This is a genomic window from Promicromonospora vindobonensis, from assembly GCF_042685865.1.
Taxonomy (GTDB): domain Bacteria; phylum Actinomycetota; class Actinomycetes; order Actinomycetales; family Cellulomonadaceae; genus Promicromonospora; species Promicromonospora vindobonensis.
The window spans coordinates 1,640,398-1,656,942 of the sequence record NZ_JBHUOG010000001.1 but is presented as its reverse complement, the minus strand read 5'-3'; the positions used below and the strand labels follow the sequence as shown (position 1 = coordinate 1,656,942).

The window sequence follows — 16,545 nt, the reverse complement described above, 5'->3', positions numbered from 1 at the left end:
ACCCCCTTGCTGTGAGCGTGATCGTTGCGACTGCACGCCCGTTTTAGGCGCAACGATCACGCCCACAACAAAGAGGGTCAGGGGGTGGGGAGGTCGCGGCGGAGAACCTTGCCCGTGGGGTTGCGGGGGAGCTCGGCCAGGAAGTGGACGTCGCGCGGCAGCGAGAAGCGCGGGAGGCGTTCCCGGAGCCGGTCGATCAGGGCCTCGGCGGTGAGCGTCGCGCCGTCGTGCAGCACCACGTACGCGGCGAACCGGTTGCCGAACGTCTCGTCGGGTATGCCGAAGACGGCGGCGTCAGCGACCTCCGGCATGGCGGTGATCGCGTCCTCCACCGGGCGGGGAAAGACGTTCTCGCCGCCCGAGACGATCATGTCGTCGGCCCGGCCCACCACGTAGAGGCGGCCGTCGGCGTCGAGCCGGCCGCGGTCGCCCGTGGCCATCAGGTCGCCGAACATCGGCTTGCCCGTGCCGTTCGTGTACCCCTCGAACAGCATGCCGTTGCCGACGCAGATCTGGCCGACGTCGCCGCGGGGCACCGGCCGGCCGTCGTCGTCCAGGATGCCGATGCGGGTGCCCAGGGGCGGGCGGCCCGCCGTCGTCGGCTCGGCGGCCAGGTCCTCCGGCGTTGAGATCGACGCCCACGAGGCCTCGGTGGAGCCGTACAGGCCATAGAGGACGGGACCGAACTCGGCGAGGAACTGGGTGATCCGCGCGGCAGGCATGGCGGAGCCGGAGTAGGCGACGACGCGGAGCGACGACGTGTCGTACCTGGCCTTCACCTCGGGCGGCAGGTCGAGGATGCGCTGCAGCATGACCGGCACCGCGACCAGGGTGGTCACCTGTCGCTCCTCGATCGCCCGGAGGACGTGTTCCGGATCGAACCGGCGCTGCAGCACCAGCTCGGCGTGCAGGGCCATGCCGAGCTGCAGGGCTGCGAGCCCCCAGGTGTGGAAGATCGGCGTGGCGATCATCATCCGGTCGCCCGTCCGCAGCGGGAGGACGGACAGCAGCGATGCCGCTTCGTTCAGCCCGTGCGGTTGGGGGCGACGAGCCCCTCGGGGGGTGCTCGTCGTGCCCGACGTCATGACGACGGTCCGGCCGGGCCGCTCCGGGACGGGCACGCCGGCCGGGCCGCCAGAGGCGATGAGCTCGGCGAGGTCGGAGGCGCCGTCGTCGGTCCAGGTGGTGGCGACCCGTAGGTCAGCGGGCAGGTCGGGCCGCGTGTCCAGGAACTCCTGGTCGGCGAGGAAGAGGGACGGCTGCTGCTCGGCGACGATGTCCGACACCTGGACCGGGGACAGGCCGGAGTTGAAGAGCAGCGTGGTGGCCCCGAGCTTGGCGAGCGCCACCATGGCCTCGATGAGGCCGCCGTGGTTGCGGCACATCAGGCCGACGGGCGTGCCGACGCCGACGCCCAGGTCCTTGAGGGCGTTGGCCAGCCGGTCGGTGCGATCGTCGAGCTCGCGGAAGGTCGAGCCGCGCTGGTCGTCGACGATCGCCGTCTGGTGCGGGGCGCGCACGGCGCTGGCGCGGTAGCCGCCCGCGATGGACGGGCCCCAGGTGAGGAGCTGCCAGATCGCACCGACATCCCGGTGCACACGGAGGCCAGGGGCGAGGACGCCGGACCGGACCAGATGGAAGCCCTGGTTGAACAGGTTCTCCTTGCGATCGACCTGCACCAGGTTGGTGGGCCGCGTCTGTGTCGCGCCGGAAATCAGCACGTCGCCTCCTGTGGCTCGCCGCTATTGCAGACGCATTCAATAGGAAACGGGAGCCCTGGGCAACCCCCAAGAGGGCGTCAGGCGAGGGCGAACGCCAGGGCGCCTATGGACCTGAGGGTCTCCTCGGCGGCCTGTTCGTCGTAGCCGCGCGTGCACACGGAGATCACCAGGGTGTCCGGCCCTGGCTCGCCCACGAACGCGACGTCGTGCCGGATACCGTCCACCCAGCCGGACTTGGAACCGAACGGGACGCCGTGCGGTACGGCCGCGGTCAGCTGGCGGTCGGTCTGGCGCCCGAGCAGCTCGCACATCCAGCCGGTCCGTTCGACGCTCGCGAGCTTGCCGGCGACCAGCGCCGACATGAGCAGGCACAGGTCGGCCGCCGTCGTGCGGTGCGAGGCGCCCGCCGCCTCGGCGGCCAGGTCGGAGTACTTGCGGCCGAAGACCGAGTCGGTCGCGCCGGCGTCGGCCAGGACCTTGTTCACGGCGGGCAGGCCCACGCGGTCCGCGACCATGTTGGTCGCCTCGTTGGAGGAGACGGTGATCATGCGTTCGATGACGTCGCCCAGCGGCATCGGGGTGCCGTCCGGCGGGAGCCCGTCGTCGACGTCGTCGGGCTCGATCGTGTACTCGCCCGCGCCGGCGACCTGCGAGGTGAAGGTGCGGGTGGCCGACCGGGTCTCGTCAAGGCTTGCCGTCCCGGCGTCGAGCTCGCGTGCCGCCGCGACGAGCACCGCGAGCTTCACGGTGGAGGCGGCGTAGAAGTCCAGACGGTCCTGGCGTGCGGCCAGTACCTTGCCCGACGCCCTGGCGATCCGGTACGCAACCACCGGGACCCCGTCGCTGTGCGTTCCTGTCGACACCATGTGTGACTCCTTACGTGGGTCCAGAGCTGCTATTTCGCGTTCTCGCGGACGACGTCGGCCCAGGCACGGACCAGCGCCAGCGACTGCGCCTCGTTCTCGGCCGCGTGGACCATCGCAGCTGCCGCCAGCGCCGTCCGGTCGACGCCCTCGTCCGAGAGCGCGGCCTCGTCCCACGTCGCGACGCGTTCCGGCCGCGCCTCGGGGTGGAACTGCAGTCCCCATGCCAGGTCTCCCACGCGGAAGGCCTGGATCGGGCAGTCCCCGCTCGAGACGAGCAAGGTCGCCGACGGCGGGAGGCCCGTGACCGAGTCCTCATGGTTCTCGATCATCCACAGCGGCTCGTCCGGGACGCCCGGCAGGTCGCCGAAGACCGGGTCCTCAGCCGCGGCGGGGAGCACCGTGAGCGGGCACATGCCGCGCTCCGTCTCACCCGAACGAGCCGTCACGCTGCCGCCCGTGACGTGCGCCAGCAGCTGTCCGCCGAGGCACAGCCCGAGCACCGGTACGCCGTCGTCCAGCGCTTCGGTGGTCAGCCGCCGCTCGCGGGCCAGGAACGGGTGGTGCACGTCGTCGTCGGGCATGAAGCCGCCGCCCAGCAGGACGACGCCGGCGAACCCGTCAAGGCTCTCGGGAAGCTCTGCGCCCGGAGTGAGGACAGGCTCGAGGCCGGCTTCGGGAAGCCACTGTTCGAGCCGGCCCATCAGACTGGTGGGCGAGTTCAGGACAACCAGGACACGCGTCATGCTTCGACCCTATGGGCCACCAGCTCCCGCGCGAAGTGACAGGCCACCACGTGGGCAGCCTCGTCAGCCGGGGCGGTGCCGGGAGCCTCGGGGACGCCGGGACGACCATCGCCGTGGCGCGGCACCAGAGCGGGAACCTCCGTCTCGCACACCGTCGGGACCAGGCGCAGGCCGGTGCCGGGCCGTCCCGCCGGGGGTCCGGAGGCGCTCGTGTCCGGCTGCGCCTCCGGCAGCGTCGGCGCGAGCCAGCAGCGCGTGTGGAACGGGCAGCCGGACGGTGGGTCCACCGGGGACGGCGGGTCACCCTCCAGGACTATCGCGCCGACGGCACGGGTCGGGTCCGTGGAGACCCCGCCCTCGACGGGCGTGGTCACGGGGGCGCCCGTCGTGACCAGCCGGACCGACGGGTCGGGCACCGGCACCGCCGACAGCAACGCCTGCGTGTACGGGTGCTGCGCCGCGTCGTACACGTCGCCCTCCGGCCCCAGCTCGACGATGCGCCCGAGGTACATCACCGCGACGTCGTGGGCGATGTGCCGCACCACGCCGAGGTCGTGCGCCACGAACAGGTACGACAGCCCGAGCTCCGCCTGGAGGTCCTCCAGCAGGTTGATCACCTGGCCCTGCACCGAGACGTCCAGCGCGGAGACGGGCTCGTCGCACACCAGGATCTTGGGCCGCAGCGCGAGCGCACGGGCGATTCCGACACGCTGCCGCTGGCCGCCCGAGAACTGGTGCGGGTACCGGTTCGCGTGGTCGGGGTCGAGGCCCACGAGCTCCAGCAGCTCGCCCACCGCGGCCCGCCGTCCGCCCGCAGGGTCGATGCCGTGGATCGCGAACGGTTCGCCCACGATCTCGGTCACCGACATCCGCGGGTTCAGCGACGTGTACGGGTCCTGGAACACCATCTGCACGTCGCGGCGGAGCTGCTTGCGGCCGGCCCTGGACAGATGGAGCACGTCCTCGCCGTCCACGAGCACCTGGCCACTGGTCGGCTTCTCGATGCCGACCAGCACGCGGGCGAGGGTCGACTTGCCCGAACCGGACTCGCCCACCAGGCCGAGGGTGCGGCCCCGGTCCAGGCGGAGCGAGACGCCGTCGACGGCCTTCACCGCGGCCACCGAACGGCGGAACAGGCCGTTGCGCACCGGGTAGTGCTTGACGAGGTCGCGTACCTCGAGCACGGGGTCAGTCATCGCGGCCTCCGGTGTCGGTCTCGGTGTCCGTACCCGTGGCGCCGTCGGCGGCCGGCTCCCGGCCCGCCAGGATGTCCGCGGCGAAATGGCACGCCGACATCCGGCCCTCGGCGGGGACGGCCGCGGGCGGCACGTCCGTGCGACACAGGTCGCGGGCCGCGTCGCAGCGCGGGTGGAACGGGCAGCCGGCCGGCATCGCGGCAGGGCTGGGCGGGCGCCCAGGGATCACGGACAGGCGTCCGGCCCCCGAGGCGGACGGGATCGACCTCAGGAGTGCGCGCGTGTACGGGTGCGCCGGCGTCGTGTAGACGGGTACGACGGGCGCCTGCTCGACGGCGCGGCCCGCGTACATGACCGTGACGTCGTCGGCGACGCCGGCCACGACGCCCAGGTCGTGGGTGATCAGCACGAGACCCATCTGCCGCTCCGCCTGGATCTCGGCGAGCAGCCGCAGGACCTGCGCCTGCACGGTGACGTCGAGAGCCGTGGTGGGCTCGTCCGCGATGAGGACGTCGGGGTCCATCGCCAGCGCCGAGGCGATCATGACGCGCTGGCGCATGCCGCCGGAGAACTGGTGGGGGTACTCCTTGACGCGGGCCTTCGCGTTCGGCACCTTGACCAGGTCGAGCAGCTCGACGGCCCGCGTGCGGGCGTCGGCGCGCGACATCCCGCGCCGCGCCCGGAGCGCTTCGGTGAGCTGGTAGCCCACGGTGTGCACGGGGTTCAACGCGGCCAGAGCGTCCTGGAACACCATCGCCACCTGGTCGCCGCAGCGTGCGCGGTGCTCCTTGCGGCTGAGGCCGAGCAGGTCGGTGCCGGCCAGACGGACGCTTCCCTGGGTGACGCGTGCGGTGTCCGGGAGCAGGCCCAGCACGGCGAGCGACGAGACGGACTTGCCCGAGCCCGACTCGCCGACGATGGCGAGGGTGCGGCCGGCCTCGACCCGGTAGGACAGCCCGTCGACGGCGCGGACCGGGCCGCCGGGGGTCCGGAACTCGACGGTGAGGTCGGTGACCTCGAGGAGCGCGTCGCCCGATGCCGTGCCGGGGGCGGAGCCCGGTGCGCCGTTCGGTACGGCCCTCGTGACGGCGCTCATGCCGTGAGCCTCGGGTCGAGGGCGTCGCGCAGGGCGTCGCCGAGCACCACCAGCGCCAGCACGGTCGCGACCAGGCAGATCAGGGGGGCGAGCAGGATGTGCGGCGCGCCGCCGAGGACCCACTGCGAGCCCTGCTCGATCTGGATGCCCCAGCTCGTCGCGGGCGGGCGCACCCCGATGCCGAGGAACGACAGCACCGCTTCCGCGCTGATCACGCCGGCCACCGACGTCGGCAGCAGTGCCGTGACGGTCCCGATCGCGTTGGGCAGCACGTGCCGGACCATGATGCGCAGGTCGGAGGCCCCCAGGGAGCGGGCGGCGGTGACGTAGTCAAGGTTCTTGGCCTCCAGGGTGCTGGCCCGGACGTACCGGGCGTACGGCATCCAGCCGAACAGGATCAGCACCACGGCAGGGAGCAGGATCACGTTGAACGTCCCGGCGCCCAGGTCGATCCCCTTGAACAGGGAGAGCACGAGCAGCGCGGCCAGCAGCAGCGGGATCACGAGGAACACCTCGACGGTCCGCGAGACCAGGTAGTCCACCCAGCCGAGGTAGTAGCCGGCGAGCAGGCCGAGCGTGACGCCGATGGCCAGCGAGACGCCGACCACGACGAGCGCCAGCAGCAGCGACGGCCGCACGCCGTGCACCATCGTGGCCAGGACGTCGCACCCGAGCGAGTCGGTGCCGAGCGGGTGCTCGCCGCCCCAGCCCTGGGGGTCGGTGCGGGCCTCCCGGATCGGGCACGACCGGGGGCTCGTGGTGGTGAACAGCTGTGGGAAGGCGGCCATCACCGCGAAGAGCAGCAGGACGACGGTCGCGATGATGGTGTCGGGCCGTCGGCGCAGCGTGCGCCAGGCCTCGCCCAGCGGGTGGGACGGCGTACCGGTCGGCCGCGCCGTCGGCGTGGGGGTGGCTGCGTCACTCATAGCGGATCCTCGGGTCGAGCAGGGCGTACGCGATGTCCACGACGATCATCACGACGACGGTCACGGCGGCCAGCAGGGTCACGATGCCGAGCACGAGCCCGACGTCGTCGTCCCGCACGGCGCCCCACAGGACGCCGCCCATCCCGTAGATGTTCATCAGGCCCTCCGTGATCACGGCCCCGCCGAGGGCCTCGGTGAAGGTCAGGCCGATGGCGGTCACCACGGGTACCGACGAGTTGCGCACCACGTGGTGCACGACGACGTGGCGTTCGCCCAGTCCCTTGGACCGGGCCGTGCGTACGTGGTCGCCCTGGTAGGACTCGAGCTGGCCGGCGCGGACCAGGCGGATGAACGCCGCCGACCCGGCCAGGCCGAGGAGGATGCCGGGCACGAGGACGGTCGCCCACGGGTGCTCCGGGTCGAACGACGGCTTGAACCAGTACGGTGGCCAGCTGTTCTCACCGAACGTCCGCTCGGCCCACCCGTTCAGCGGCACCGCGACGACGTACCGGTAGACGATCAGCAGCACGAAGACCGGGAACGCGTCGATGAGCACCGACGTGAGCCTGATGCCGTGGTCGCTCGGCGAGCCGCGCCAGCGTGCGGCGACGGACCCGAGCACCATGCCGAGGGCGAGCCAGGTGACCAGGACGACGCAGAAGAGACGGATCGTGTTCGGCGCCGCCGTTGCGACGATGTCAGAGACCTCGCGCCCCCGCAGGTTCGTGCCGAAGTCGCCCTGCGCGTACTGGCCGAGACGCTCGACGAACGGGCCGAGGCACGGGTTGCCGGGCTGGTCGAAGCACGGGTCGTCGAGGTTGAAGCGCTGCTCGACGGCCGCGATCTGCGCCGGTGTTGCGACCTTGTCCCCGAAGAACGCCTGCGCAGGGTTGCCGTTGAGCTGGATGGCGACGGTCGTGAGCAGATGCAGCAGGAGCATCACGAGCAGCAGCGTGCCGACGGCCTGCAGCACACGCCTGAGGATGTAGCGACCCATGGCCTACTTTCGAGCTGAGTCTTTGTTGTGGGCGTGACCGTTGCGCCTAAAACGGACACGTAGACGCAACGGTCACGCCCACAACGAAGGGGGAGTTACTGGGTGACCTCGATCTGGCGCAGGATCGGCGCACCCGAGAACGGGTTGAGGATGACGTTGTCGAGCCGTTCGCTGTAGTACGTCGCGCTGAAGCTCCAGCGGAACGGGATGGTCGGGAACTCCTCGGCCAGGATGCCCTCGGCCTCCTGGTAGAGGGCCACCGACTCGTCGAGCGACGGCGCCGCCGCTGCCTCGTCGAGCTTGTCCTCGAACTCCTTGCTGTACCAGCCCCAGTGACCTGCGCCGGGCTCACCCGACGCGTAGAAGCTGAGGTAGTTCTCGTTCAGCGGGTAGTCCGGGAACCAGTTGTTGCGGAACATGCCGTCGAAGCCCTGCTCCGCACGCGTGGTGAAGTAGTCGTCGCTGGAGACGATGTTGAGCTCGTACGGGATCCCCAGCACCTCCTCGACGGAGTTGCCGATCGCGGTGAAGTACTCCACCTCTGCCTCGTCGTCACCGAGGCTGATCTGCAGCTTCTCGCCGTCGGGCCAACCGCCGGCCTTCTCCAGCGCCGCCTTGGCAGCCTCCGGGTCGTACACGCACCACTCGCAGGTGCCTGCTTCGCCGCCGGGGACGCCGCCGGGGACCACCCAGGAGTCGGCAGGGGTCGCCTGGCCGCTGCCGAGCGAGGAGATGATGCCCTCGCGGTCGATGGCCATCGAGACGGCCTTGCGGAACTCGATGTCGTTCCACGGACCCTCCGTGTAGCCGGAGAAGCCCAGGTACGTCAGCGCGGAGCCGGGCTGCTCGACGTAGCGCTCGGAGAGCTCTGGATCGTTCGACGCCGACTCGACCTCTGCCGTCGGCGGGAAGGACAGGTCGAGGTCGCCGGTCTTGAAGTCGGCCCAGCCTGCGGTCTCGCCCGCCGCGTACTCGGTCCAGTGGATCGCGTCGTACGCGGGAGTCTCGTCGAGCGGGTAGTCCGCCCACTTCTCGGCGGTGAGCTCCTGGCTCTGCTGCCAGTCGGTGACCTGGAACGGGCCGTTGCCGATGGGCTCGAGCGCGCACTTCTCGACGTCGTCCAGGCACTCCTGGGCGATCGGGAAGAAGCCGGTGTAGCCGAGCATCGTCGCGAAGCCCGCGAACGGGGAGCTGAGCGTGACCTCGAGCGTCAGGTCGTCGATGACCTGCAGCCCGGACAGCTCGTCCGTCGCACCCTCCTTGACGATCTCGTCGGCGTCGTTCGTCTCGGGCTGCATCTCGTCGTAGCCCTCGATGATGCTGAAGAAGTAGTTGGAGTACAGGCCGTTGTCTCCGTCGGCCGTGTAGTTCCAGGAGCGGGCGAACGCGTCGGCGTCGACGCGCTCACCGTTCTGGAACGTGAGGTCCGGCTTGATCTTGATGGTCCAGACCGTGTTGTCGTCGTTCGGCTCGATGGACTCGGCCACGTAGTTGTACGGCTCCGTGGTCTCCGGGTCATAGCGGACGAGGCCGTCGTAGACCACGTCGAGGACGCTGATGTTGTCGTAGGCCCCGGCGTCGCCGGGGAACAGCGTCTCCATGTCCTGGCTGATCCAGGTCTCCAGCGTGACCGGCCCGTCGCTCTCGGACGCTGTGTCGTCCGGGCTGCACCCCGCGACCGTCAGAGCCACGGCGGCGCACATAGCGACCGCGGCGAGCGGGCTCCTTCGTCCTACTCGTGCTTGCCTCACTGCTTGCCTCCCCATGTCGGCTCCCCGATCCGGGGGACGGGGAGGTTTGGACCTTATCGCCAGAGCGGGCCGGTTGCGCGAAAACTCGTGTAAACCGTCTGTAACGATTCGTCAGGACCCTTTCCAAGTCGGCGTGCCCGCCGTCGTGCGGGAGGAACGCAGCGCGAGCCGTGCCCGGCCCCGGAGTTGTTTCCGTCCCTGGTGGTCTGGGGCGGAAACAACTCCGGTTCAGGTCAGTGGTGCGCCGGCACCGGATCCCCGGCGCGCCACGTGCTCGCTGCCGTCCTCAGCAGGCGCCGAGGTCCTGCCACGGGCCCCACGGCGCAGAGCCGGGCTCCTGGTTACGGCTGTACCACTTGGCGACCCAGCGATGACCGTCGTGGACCGCTGTCTCGCCCTCGGCATACCTCCAGGACTCCGTCCAGGCGGGATACGTGCCGTCCGCGCACGACGTCGGGGCGCCGATCTCGGACCACGGGCCCCAGGGAGTGGCACCGGGGCGCTGGTCCTGCGTCCACCACAGCGCGCTGAACACCGCTCCCGCATGGGACACCTGGTCGCCGGCCGTGTACACGGCGCTCGCCGACCACGCAGGGACCGGCACGCCGACGAGCTGCCCAACGCCCCAGCGGGCGGTGGACTGGTAGCCGGCCCCGGTCGGGTCGGCCCAGTTGCGGACGGCGCGCCGCGCGCCGCCGGCGGCGTCGTTGACCTGGAAGTCCAGGCCGTGGAACGTGCCGAGGCCGCCGTAGGACAGCAGGTCGACGGACGCCTCGACGCGGTACCCGCCGTCGGTCAGCGTGGTCGCGCTCGCCACCCGAGCGCGCTGTGCCGCATCGGAGCCCGTGCCGAACGACACGGCGTTCTGCGCCGAGACGCGGATCTGCGTGTCGTCCGCGCGGTACCCGCCGTTCTTCGCGTTGCCGCCGTCCACATAGATCTCCACGGAGTCCTGGACCCACGGGTCGGAGCCCGAGACGTCGACGACGGGGTCGGCGACGTCGGCCAGGACGAACAGGGTTCCCTCGTGCCACAGGGTGCTGACGGTGGCGACCGCGCCGCCCGAGCCCTCCACCTCCTTGGTCGTGGTCACCGTGCCGGCGGAGGCCCACACGTCGTCGACGTCGCCGTCGATCCGCGGTGCCTCCGCCGCCTCAGCGACCTCCAGGTACGACAGCTCCTCGATCAGCGTCAGGGTGCCCAGCGCACCCGGCGTGTTCCACGCCGTGGTCGTGTCCCCGGCCTCGTCGCCGCTGGTCACCCGGGCATCGAAGGCTGCGGTAGCGCCCTCTTCGAGGGCTCCGGGCAGGTGCACGACGACGTCATAGCCGCCCTCCCGCTCCGTCGCCACGGCGTCAGCGCCCTCCGCCCCGCCGGCCACGGAACCGTCCCGGCCGACCACGTACTCCGTCTCGGAGCCGGCACCGGTGTCCCCGAGCGCCAGCGTGACCGCGTCGCCCGGCGCCGGGTCGGCGTCGTCCACGGAGACGAACACCGTCAGGTGATCGGACGCCCAGCGCAGCTGGAACCCGGCCTCGCCGCCGCCCGGTGCGTCGAACGCGTGCCGGGGCAGCCGGTCCCACTCCGGCGACGCCGTCGCCCCGCCGTCCAGCGGCACGTCGCCCGCGAACACGTTCGCGGTACGCAGGCGGGCCGGCAGCTCCGCACCGACCGCGCCGTGATAGGCGGGCTTGGCCTGGTACCGGTCGTCGAAGATCAGCGGCGCACCGCTGTCGACCCGCCACGACCTGCCATCGGTCAGGCCCCACGCCGTCACGCAGAACAGATCCTCCGCATGCGTGCGGAACACGTCGAACGCGTCCTTGAAGTAGTAGCCCTGGTCGATCAGCCGGGCCTGGCTCACCGGTGTGCCCGTCGTGACGTCCAGCTCCGTGACGGCCTGCGTGACCGGCAGGTCCGCGAACCGCTCGATGGCCCCCTCCAACGCACTGACCGGCATGGCGAGCGACACGTGGAACTGGTGCCCGACCCCGTCCACCGGGACCCCGCGCTCCAGCAGCCGCTCCACCAGGGCGCGGTACCGGTCCTGCTTGCCGTCCTGCTCCGTGTTGTAGTCGTTGATGAACAGGGTCACCGGACGTTCCGCGACCGTGCCGGGCGAGCCGTCCGACGGCGCCGCGGCGTACGTCTCGTTGAACGCCTCGTCGGCGTACCGGAACGCCAGGTCGATGAACTCCTCGCCAAGGATCCGGAACCACTCGCTGCGGCGCAGACCGTCCGCGTTCTCACCGCCGTCCGACACGACCTCGTTGACCACGTCGAACGCGACCAGCGGGTTGGTGTCCGAGCCGAACGGCCCGTAGTCGGTGCTCAGGTCCTCCGCGATGCTGAAGACGTGGGTACGCAGGCGCTCGCGGAGGACCGCCCGGCCCTCGTCGGTCGCCGGGAGCGGCTCGCCGGCGTCGTCCTGGAAGAACCACTCGGGCGTCTGGCTGTGCCAGACCAGGACGTGGCCGTAGACCCGCAGGTCGTTCGCCTGCGCGAAGTCCATGAGCGCCGTCGCCTCGGGATGCCTGCGGAAGGCGCCGTCGTCGCCGTACCAAGCCTCGGGCTTCATGTGGTTCTCGGGCGTGATCTGACCGAAGTGGCGGTTCAGCAGCTGGGCGGCCGCGCCAGACGTCTCGCGGCTGTCGATCGCGACGCCCACGGGGAAGTCGACGGTCTCCTTGATGCCGGTCAGGTCCTCGATCAGCGGCGGCTCGGGGACGGACACCACGATGTCGTCGATGAGCCAGTCGCTCGTGATGCCGCCGTTGTAGGCGGTCTCGAAGTACAGCAGGGCGCTCTCGTGGGCGGGCATGGTGAAGGTGGTGGTCACCTGGGTCCAGCCGGTGCTGGTGATGCCGTCGAACTGGCCGAGCGTCGCGAAGGTCTGGCTGCCGTCGTCGCCGGTGCTCGCCAGGCTCAGCCAGATGTCGCCGGCCGGCTGCCCCTCGGGGTAGCGGACCCACGCCGAGACGTCGTAGGCCACACCCGCCTGGAGCGTGCCGGTGACGTCGCGGCCGATGCCGTCGCCCGTGTGCTCGCGGCCGGTCAGCGCCGCCGACCGGGTCGAGTCATGGGCGTCGGCGTCGGTGACCGCGAGGCTGAAGTCCGAGGTGTCGGCGCCGTTGCGTGGCGCCCAGCCGTCGAGCGTGCCGTCCTCGAAGTCCGTGCTGATCACGGGGCCCGACGCCGGGGGAGTGCCCTGCGGGACGGTGAACTCCCAGCCGGCGGCGAGGCGCTCCGTGACCACCGTCCGGACCGCGGCGAGCGTGCCTGACCGGTCGCCACCACCGTCGTGGGCCAGGACCAGCTCGCCCGCGACCATCGCAGCGCGCAGGTTGGCGGTGAGGGCGTCGACGTCCTGCGTCTCCCAGTCGGCGATCGTGTTCCGCACGGCGAGCGGCTGCATGCCCAGCCCGACGGCGACTCCCGGGGTCACGCCCCAGGAACCGTTCGGTGCACGCCAGAACGGGATCTTCTGGTTCGGGTTGCCGAGGGCGTCGCGGATGATGCCCATGTTCTCGACCAGGTCCGCGCGCACCTGCTCCTCGGTCCAGGAGCCCATGTCGGCGTAGCCCGTCGAGTGGTTGCACAGCACGTGGCCGTCGGCGACGATCCGGCGCAGTATGTCGGCGCCGCCGTCGGCCTGGATGTTCTGGCCGATCACGCAGAACACGGCCTGGAGGTCGTGCTCCGCGAGGAAGTCGAGCAGGGCGGGCGTGGTGCCGGGGTTCGGGCCGTCGTCGAAGGTCAGGGCCGAGACGTCGCCGCCGCCTTCCGCCAGGTAGACCGGCGTGGGTACGGGGTTGATCGCGCCGCCGGGAACGACGTCGTCCGGCGGGGCGGTGTCAGAGGTGGTCACCATGATGTCGTCCACGAGGATCGTGTAGGGCGCGTCCTGGTCGGCGCTGCCGAGGTAGGCCTGGAGCTCGGTCGGGTCGCCGTCGGCCGCCCAGGTGCCGGTGACGGTGGTCCATTCGGTGCCGATGGTCGTGTTGCCGACCCACGCGTAGGACGGCTTCATGACGAACCGGAGACCGGTGCTGGTGGGGGCGGACGGGCTCGGGTCGGTCGGCTCGGTCGGCTCGGTCGGTTCCGCGAGACGGGCGCGCATGCTGAAGGTGTAGGTGAGGCCGGGTTCGAAGATCCCGGTGGGGGACTGGATGCCCTCGTAGTCGGCGGCTCGGGTGATTGCGAGGACGTTGCCGGCGCCGTCGTCGGCGGGGTCGGGTACGACGTCGAGCTCCGCTGCGCCGCTGGGTGTCCAGGTCCCGGTGGTGCCGTCCTCGAAGTCGACGGCGGTGACGACGGTGTCGGTGTCGGTGTCGGTGTCGGTGCTGGTGCTGGTGCTGGTGCTGGTGCTGGTGGCTGTGGCTGCGGCTGCGGTGCTGGTGGTGGTGGCGACGCTCGTACTGGCCGGGGCCGCGGAGGCGGGTACCGCCGCCAGCGTCCCTGCGGCGACGAACGCCGTCACGCCGGCGGCTGTGAAACGATTTCGGAATCTCGGAAGAACTGGAGTGAAACGATTTCGACGAGGCATGCTGCGCTCCCTTGCGCGTGTCTCCGGGTGGGTTCGAACGCCGGGGCGACGGTGCCACGGCGAACGTAGGGGCAGCGTAGCCAGGGCGCGCGCCGCCGTCGAGAGGTTGCTGAGGTCGGCGCCGGCCAGGGGGCGCCAGAAGGTCCGCTTCCACCATGCGATTGGGCATGCCGTACGGCCGTGGAGCATGCCCAATCGCATGGTGGAAGCGGACCTTCGCGGAGCCGCCGAGGGAGCCGACGGGTCTTCCCGCGCAATTCAGCGGTCACCTACGCCGCCGACAACTCCTTCATCGCTCCCTTCGCGATGCGCAGCCGCCGCGGCGTCCGTCGTGCGACCACTGAGTCGTGCGTGACCAGCACGATCGTCAGCCCCTGCTCCTTCCACAGGCCCTCGATGAGGTCCACGATCTCGTCGCGGGTCTCCTCGTCGAGGTTGCCCGTCGGCTCGTCGGCCAGCAGCACCTTCGGGTTCTTCACCAGAGCCCGCGCGATGGCCACGCGCTGCTGCTGCCCGCCCGACAGCTCGCCCGGCAGGTGGTCACCCCGATCGCCGAGGCCCACCGAGTCCAGTGCGGCCAGCGCCCGCGCCGTCCGGCTCTGCCGTGGGAGCTTTGCCGGCACGAGCGCCGTCTCGACGTTCTCCAGCGCGGTGAGCGTCGGGATGAGGTTGAAGTTCTGGAACACGAAGCCGATGGTCTCGGCCCGTGCGGCGGTGAGCTGCGCGTCGGTCATCCCGGCGAGGTCCTTGCCGTCGAGCTGGACGGTGCCCGACGTCGGCCGGTCCAGTCCGCCCAGCATCTGCAGCAGGGTGGACTTCCCGCCGCCCGTCGGCCCCTGGACGGCCACGAGCTCGCCGTCGCCGATGGTCAGGGACACGTTCTTCAGCGCGCGCACCACGCGCTTGCCCTGGCGGTAGGTCTTGGTCAGGTCGTCGATCTGGTACATGGTTCGGATCAACCTCTCAGGCGATGGTCGGGGTCATGCTCGGGGGTCAGAGCCGGGACCGGCACCGGCCCCGGCGCCAGGTCAGGCGAGGGAACGGAGGGCTTCGGCGGGGCGCAGCTTGGCCGCGCGCTGCCCGCCGACGACCCCGGCGAGCAGCCCGCCCAGCACCGCCAGCCCGACGGCGGCCAGGACTATCCACAGGCTCACCGGCGCCTGGAGGACGACGTCGACGGCGTTGCCCGCCGCACCGGCCAGGGTGTCGGCGCCCTCACCGAAGGCGCCCCCGCCGTCCGGCGCGGTGACGCCGCCCTGGACCGCCCCCGCCGGCATCGGCGCGGTGGCGCCGCCCATGGTGAAGCCGCCGGAGGCGCCGCTCAGCGTGATGCCCGACAGGTTCACCGCCCACACCGCCAGTGCCCCGAGCGCGAGGCCCGCTGCACCACCGATGAGGCCCTGCACCACCGACTCGCCCGCCACCTGGCCGACCACGCGGCCCCTGCTCCAGCCGATCGCCTTGAGGGTGCCGAGCTCCCGCGTGCGGCGGTTCACGCCGGACACGGTGAACAGGATCGCGAGGCCGAAGGCTGCCGCCAGCACGATGGCGCTCAGCCAGGTGCCGAGCGTGCCGATCAGGTTGGACGCCGTCGAGAGCGACCCGGTGACGCCCTCTGCGAGATCGGACTGGGTGCTGACCGACGCGTCGGGGAGCTCGTCCTCGATGGCGGCGGCGACGGCATCGACGTTCGCGGCGGAGTCGACCTGCACGTAGACGTCGGTGACCTCGTCGGCGAGGTCCGCGAGCGTCTGGGCGGTGGCCAGGGGGAGGTATGCGTCGGACGCCGTCGCGACGCCGTCACCCGTCGAGGACGCGACGATGCCGACGACCTCGAGGTCCTCGCCGCCGACCGCGATCGTGTCCCCGACGCCGACCTCCTGCTGCTGCGCGTACGTGGCGTCCAGCACGGCGACGTTCTCGTCGCCCGCCTGCAGCGTCCGGCCCTCGGCCACCTCTGCGGTCGTCAGCGGGCCGACGGCGGCGGTGTCGGGGTCCACGCCCGTGACCGTGAACTGCTCGATCTCGAAGGACGAGCCGCCCGCAGAACCCTCGCCGGCGCCGTCCGGACCCATCCGCATGGTGGCGCTGCCGTCCTCCATGGCCTCGATATCCGGCATCTCGCCGGAGAAGGACATGTTCTGCAGGTCGAGCGTCGCGGCGACGCCGGACACGTGGTCCAGCCCGGCGACGGTCTCCAGGGCGGAGGAGTCGAACGACGTCGAACCCATGGCCGTGCTGAGGCGGTCCTCCGAGAGGTCGCGCGTGCCGTCCTCGTTGGCCTCGCCCTCGCCCTCGTCGAAGTCGAAGCGGCCAGGGCGGGCGCCGGCTGCGACCGGTCCGTCGCTGGGCTGGGAGACCGTGATGTCGGTGCCGACGCCGTAGACCGACTCGAGCACCTCGGACTGGGCGTCCTTGACGCCGGTCGATACTGAGTTCACGACGATGACCAGCGCGATGGCGACCGCGAGACCGATCGCTACCACGACGGTCTGCTTCCGTCGGTTGCGCAGCTCTCTGCGCAGATAGGTGAAGAACATGGGCTCCTGCCTGGGGTCCGGAGGGGGACGTGCGGGACGTTGGTGTCCGCGCTGACCGCCTCGCGGGTCATGGCGCTGTGCCCTGGGGAAATGGCGAGCGGGCGAGGCGGGGAACTCCGTGAGGCGGTCTGCGCCGGACGACCGGAACGCTAGGTCGGCTGAC

At 71.2% G+C, this 16,545-nt stretch carries 11 protein-coding genes; all 11 read right to left on the bottom strand.

The annotated features are described in order from the left end of the window. Window positions 1-77: 77 nt before the first annotated feature. On the bottom strand, window positions 78-1,721 hold the full coding sequence (locus tag ACFS27_RS07465; RefSeq protein WP_377181520.1) for an AMP-binding protein: 1,644 nt from the start codon (window positions 1,719-1,721) through the stop codon (window positions 78-80). Window positions 1,722-1,798: 77 nt separating this feature from the next. Then, complete coding sequence (locus ACFS27_RS07460) at window positions 1,799-2,587, bottom strand: serine hydrolase (RefSeq protein WP_377181518.1); 789 nt, start codon at window positions 2,585-2,587, stop codon at window positions 1,799-1,801. Window positions 2,588-2,616: 29 nt separating this feature from the next. Beyond that, window positions 2,617-3,330 carry a type 1 glutamine amidotransferase gene (locus ACFS27_RS07455; RefSeq protein ID WP_377181516.1) on the bottom strand — a complete coding sequence of 238 codons (714 nt, stop codon included), beginning with the start codon at window positions 3,328-3,330 and terminating at the stop codon, window positions 2,617-2,619. Beyond that, window positions 3,327-4,526, bottom strand: coding sequence for an ABC transporter ATP-binding protein (locus ACFS27_RS07450; protein ID WP_377181514.1), 1,200 nt, complete (start codon window positions 4,524-4,526; stop codon window positions 3,327-3,329). The genes ACFS27_RS07455 and ACFS27_RS07450 overlap by 4 nt, the downstream gene beginning before the upstream one ends. Beyond that, complete coding sequence (locus ACFS27_RS07445) at window positions 4,519-5,622, bottom strand: ABC transporter ATP-binding protein (protein ID WP_377181511.1); 1,104 nt, start codon at window positions 5,620-5,622, stop codon at window positions 4,519-4,521. The genes ACFS27_RS07450 and ACFS27_RS07445 overlap by 8 nt, the downstream gene beginning before the upstream one ends. Further along, window positions 5,619-6,548, bottom strand: coding sequence for an ABC transporter permease (locus tag ACFS27_RS07440; protein ID WP_377181509.1), 930 nt, complete (start codon window positions 6,546-6,548; stop codon window positions 5,619-5,621). Before ACFS27_RS07440 ends, ACFS27_RS07445 begins: the two co-directional genes overlap by 4 nt. Beyond that, entirely contained in the window at window positions 6,541-7,545 is a 1,005-nt protein-coding gene (locus ACFS27_RS07435) for an ABC transporter permease (protein ID WP_377181507.1), read from the bottom strand. Before ACFS27_RS07435 ends, ACFS27_RS07440 begins: the two co-directional genes overlap by 8 nt. A gap of 95 nt (window positions 7,546-7,640) precedes the next feature. Continuing rightward, entirely contained in the window at window positions 7,641-9,236 is a 1,596-nt protein-coding gene (locus ACFS27_RS07430) for a peptide ABC transporter substrate-binding protein (protein WP_377181504.1), read from the bottom strand. Between the two features lie 346 nt (window positions 9,237-9,582). Then, window positions 9,583-13,776 (bottom strand): endo-1,4-beta-xylanase, encoded by a 4,194-nt coding sequence (locus ACFS27_RS07425; RefSeq protein WP_377181502.1) that lies wholly within the window; start codon window positions 13,774-13,776, stop codon window positions 9,583-9,585. A gap of 335 nt (window positions 13,777-14,111) precedes the next feature. Continuing rightward, a complete protein-coding gene (locus tag ACFS27_RS07420) occupies window positions 14,112-14,789 on the bottom strand; it encodes an ABC transporter ATP-binding protein (RefSeq protein ID WP_377181500.1) in 678 nt (225 codons plus the stop codon). A gap of 81 nt (window positions 14,790-14,870) precedes the next feature. After that, complete coding sequence (locus ACFS27_RS07415) at window positions 14,871-16,382, bottom strand: ABC transporter permease (RefSeq protein ID WP_377181498.1); 1,512 nt, start codon at window positions 16,380-16,382, stop codon at window positions 14,871-14,873. Window positions 16,383-16,545 lie beyond the last annotated feature (163 nt).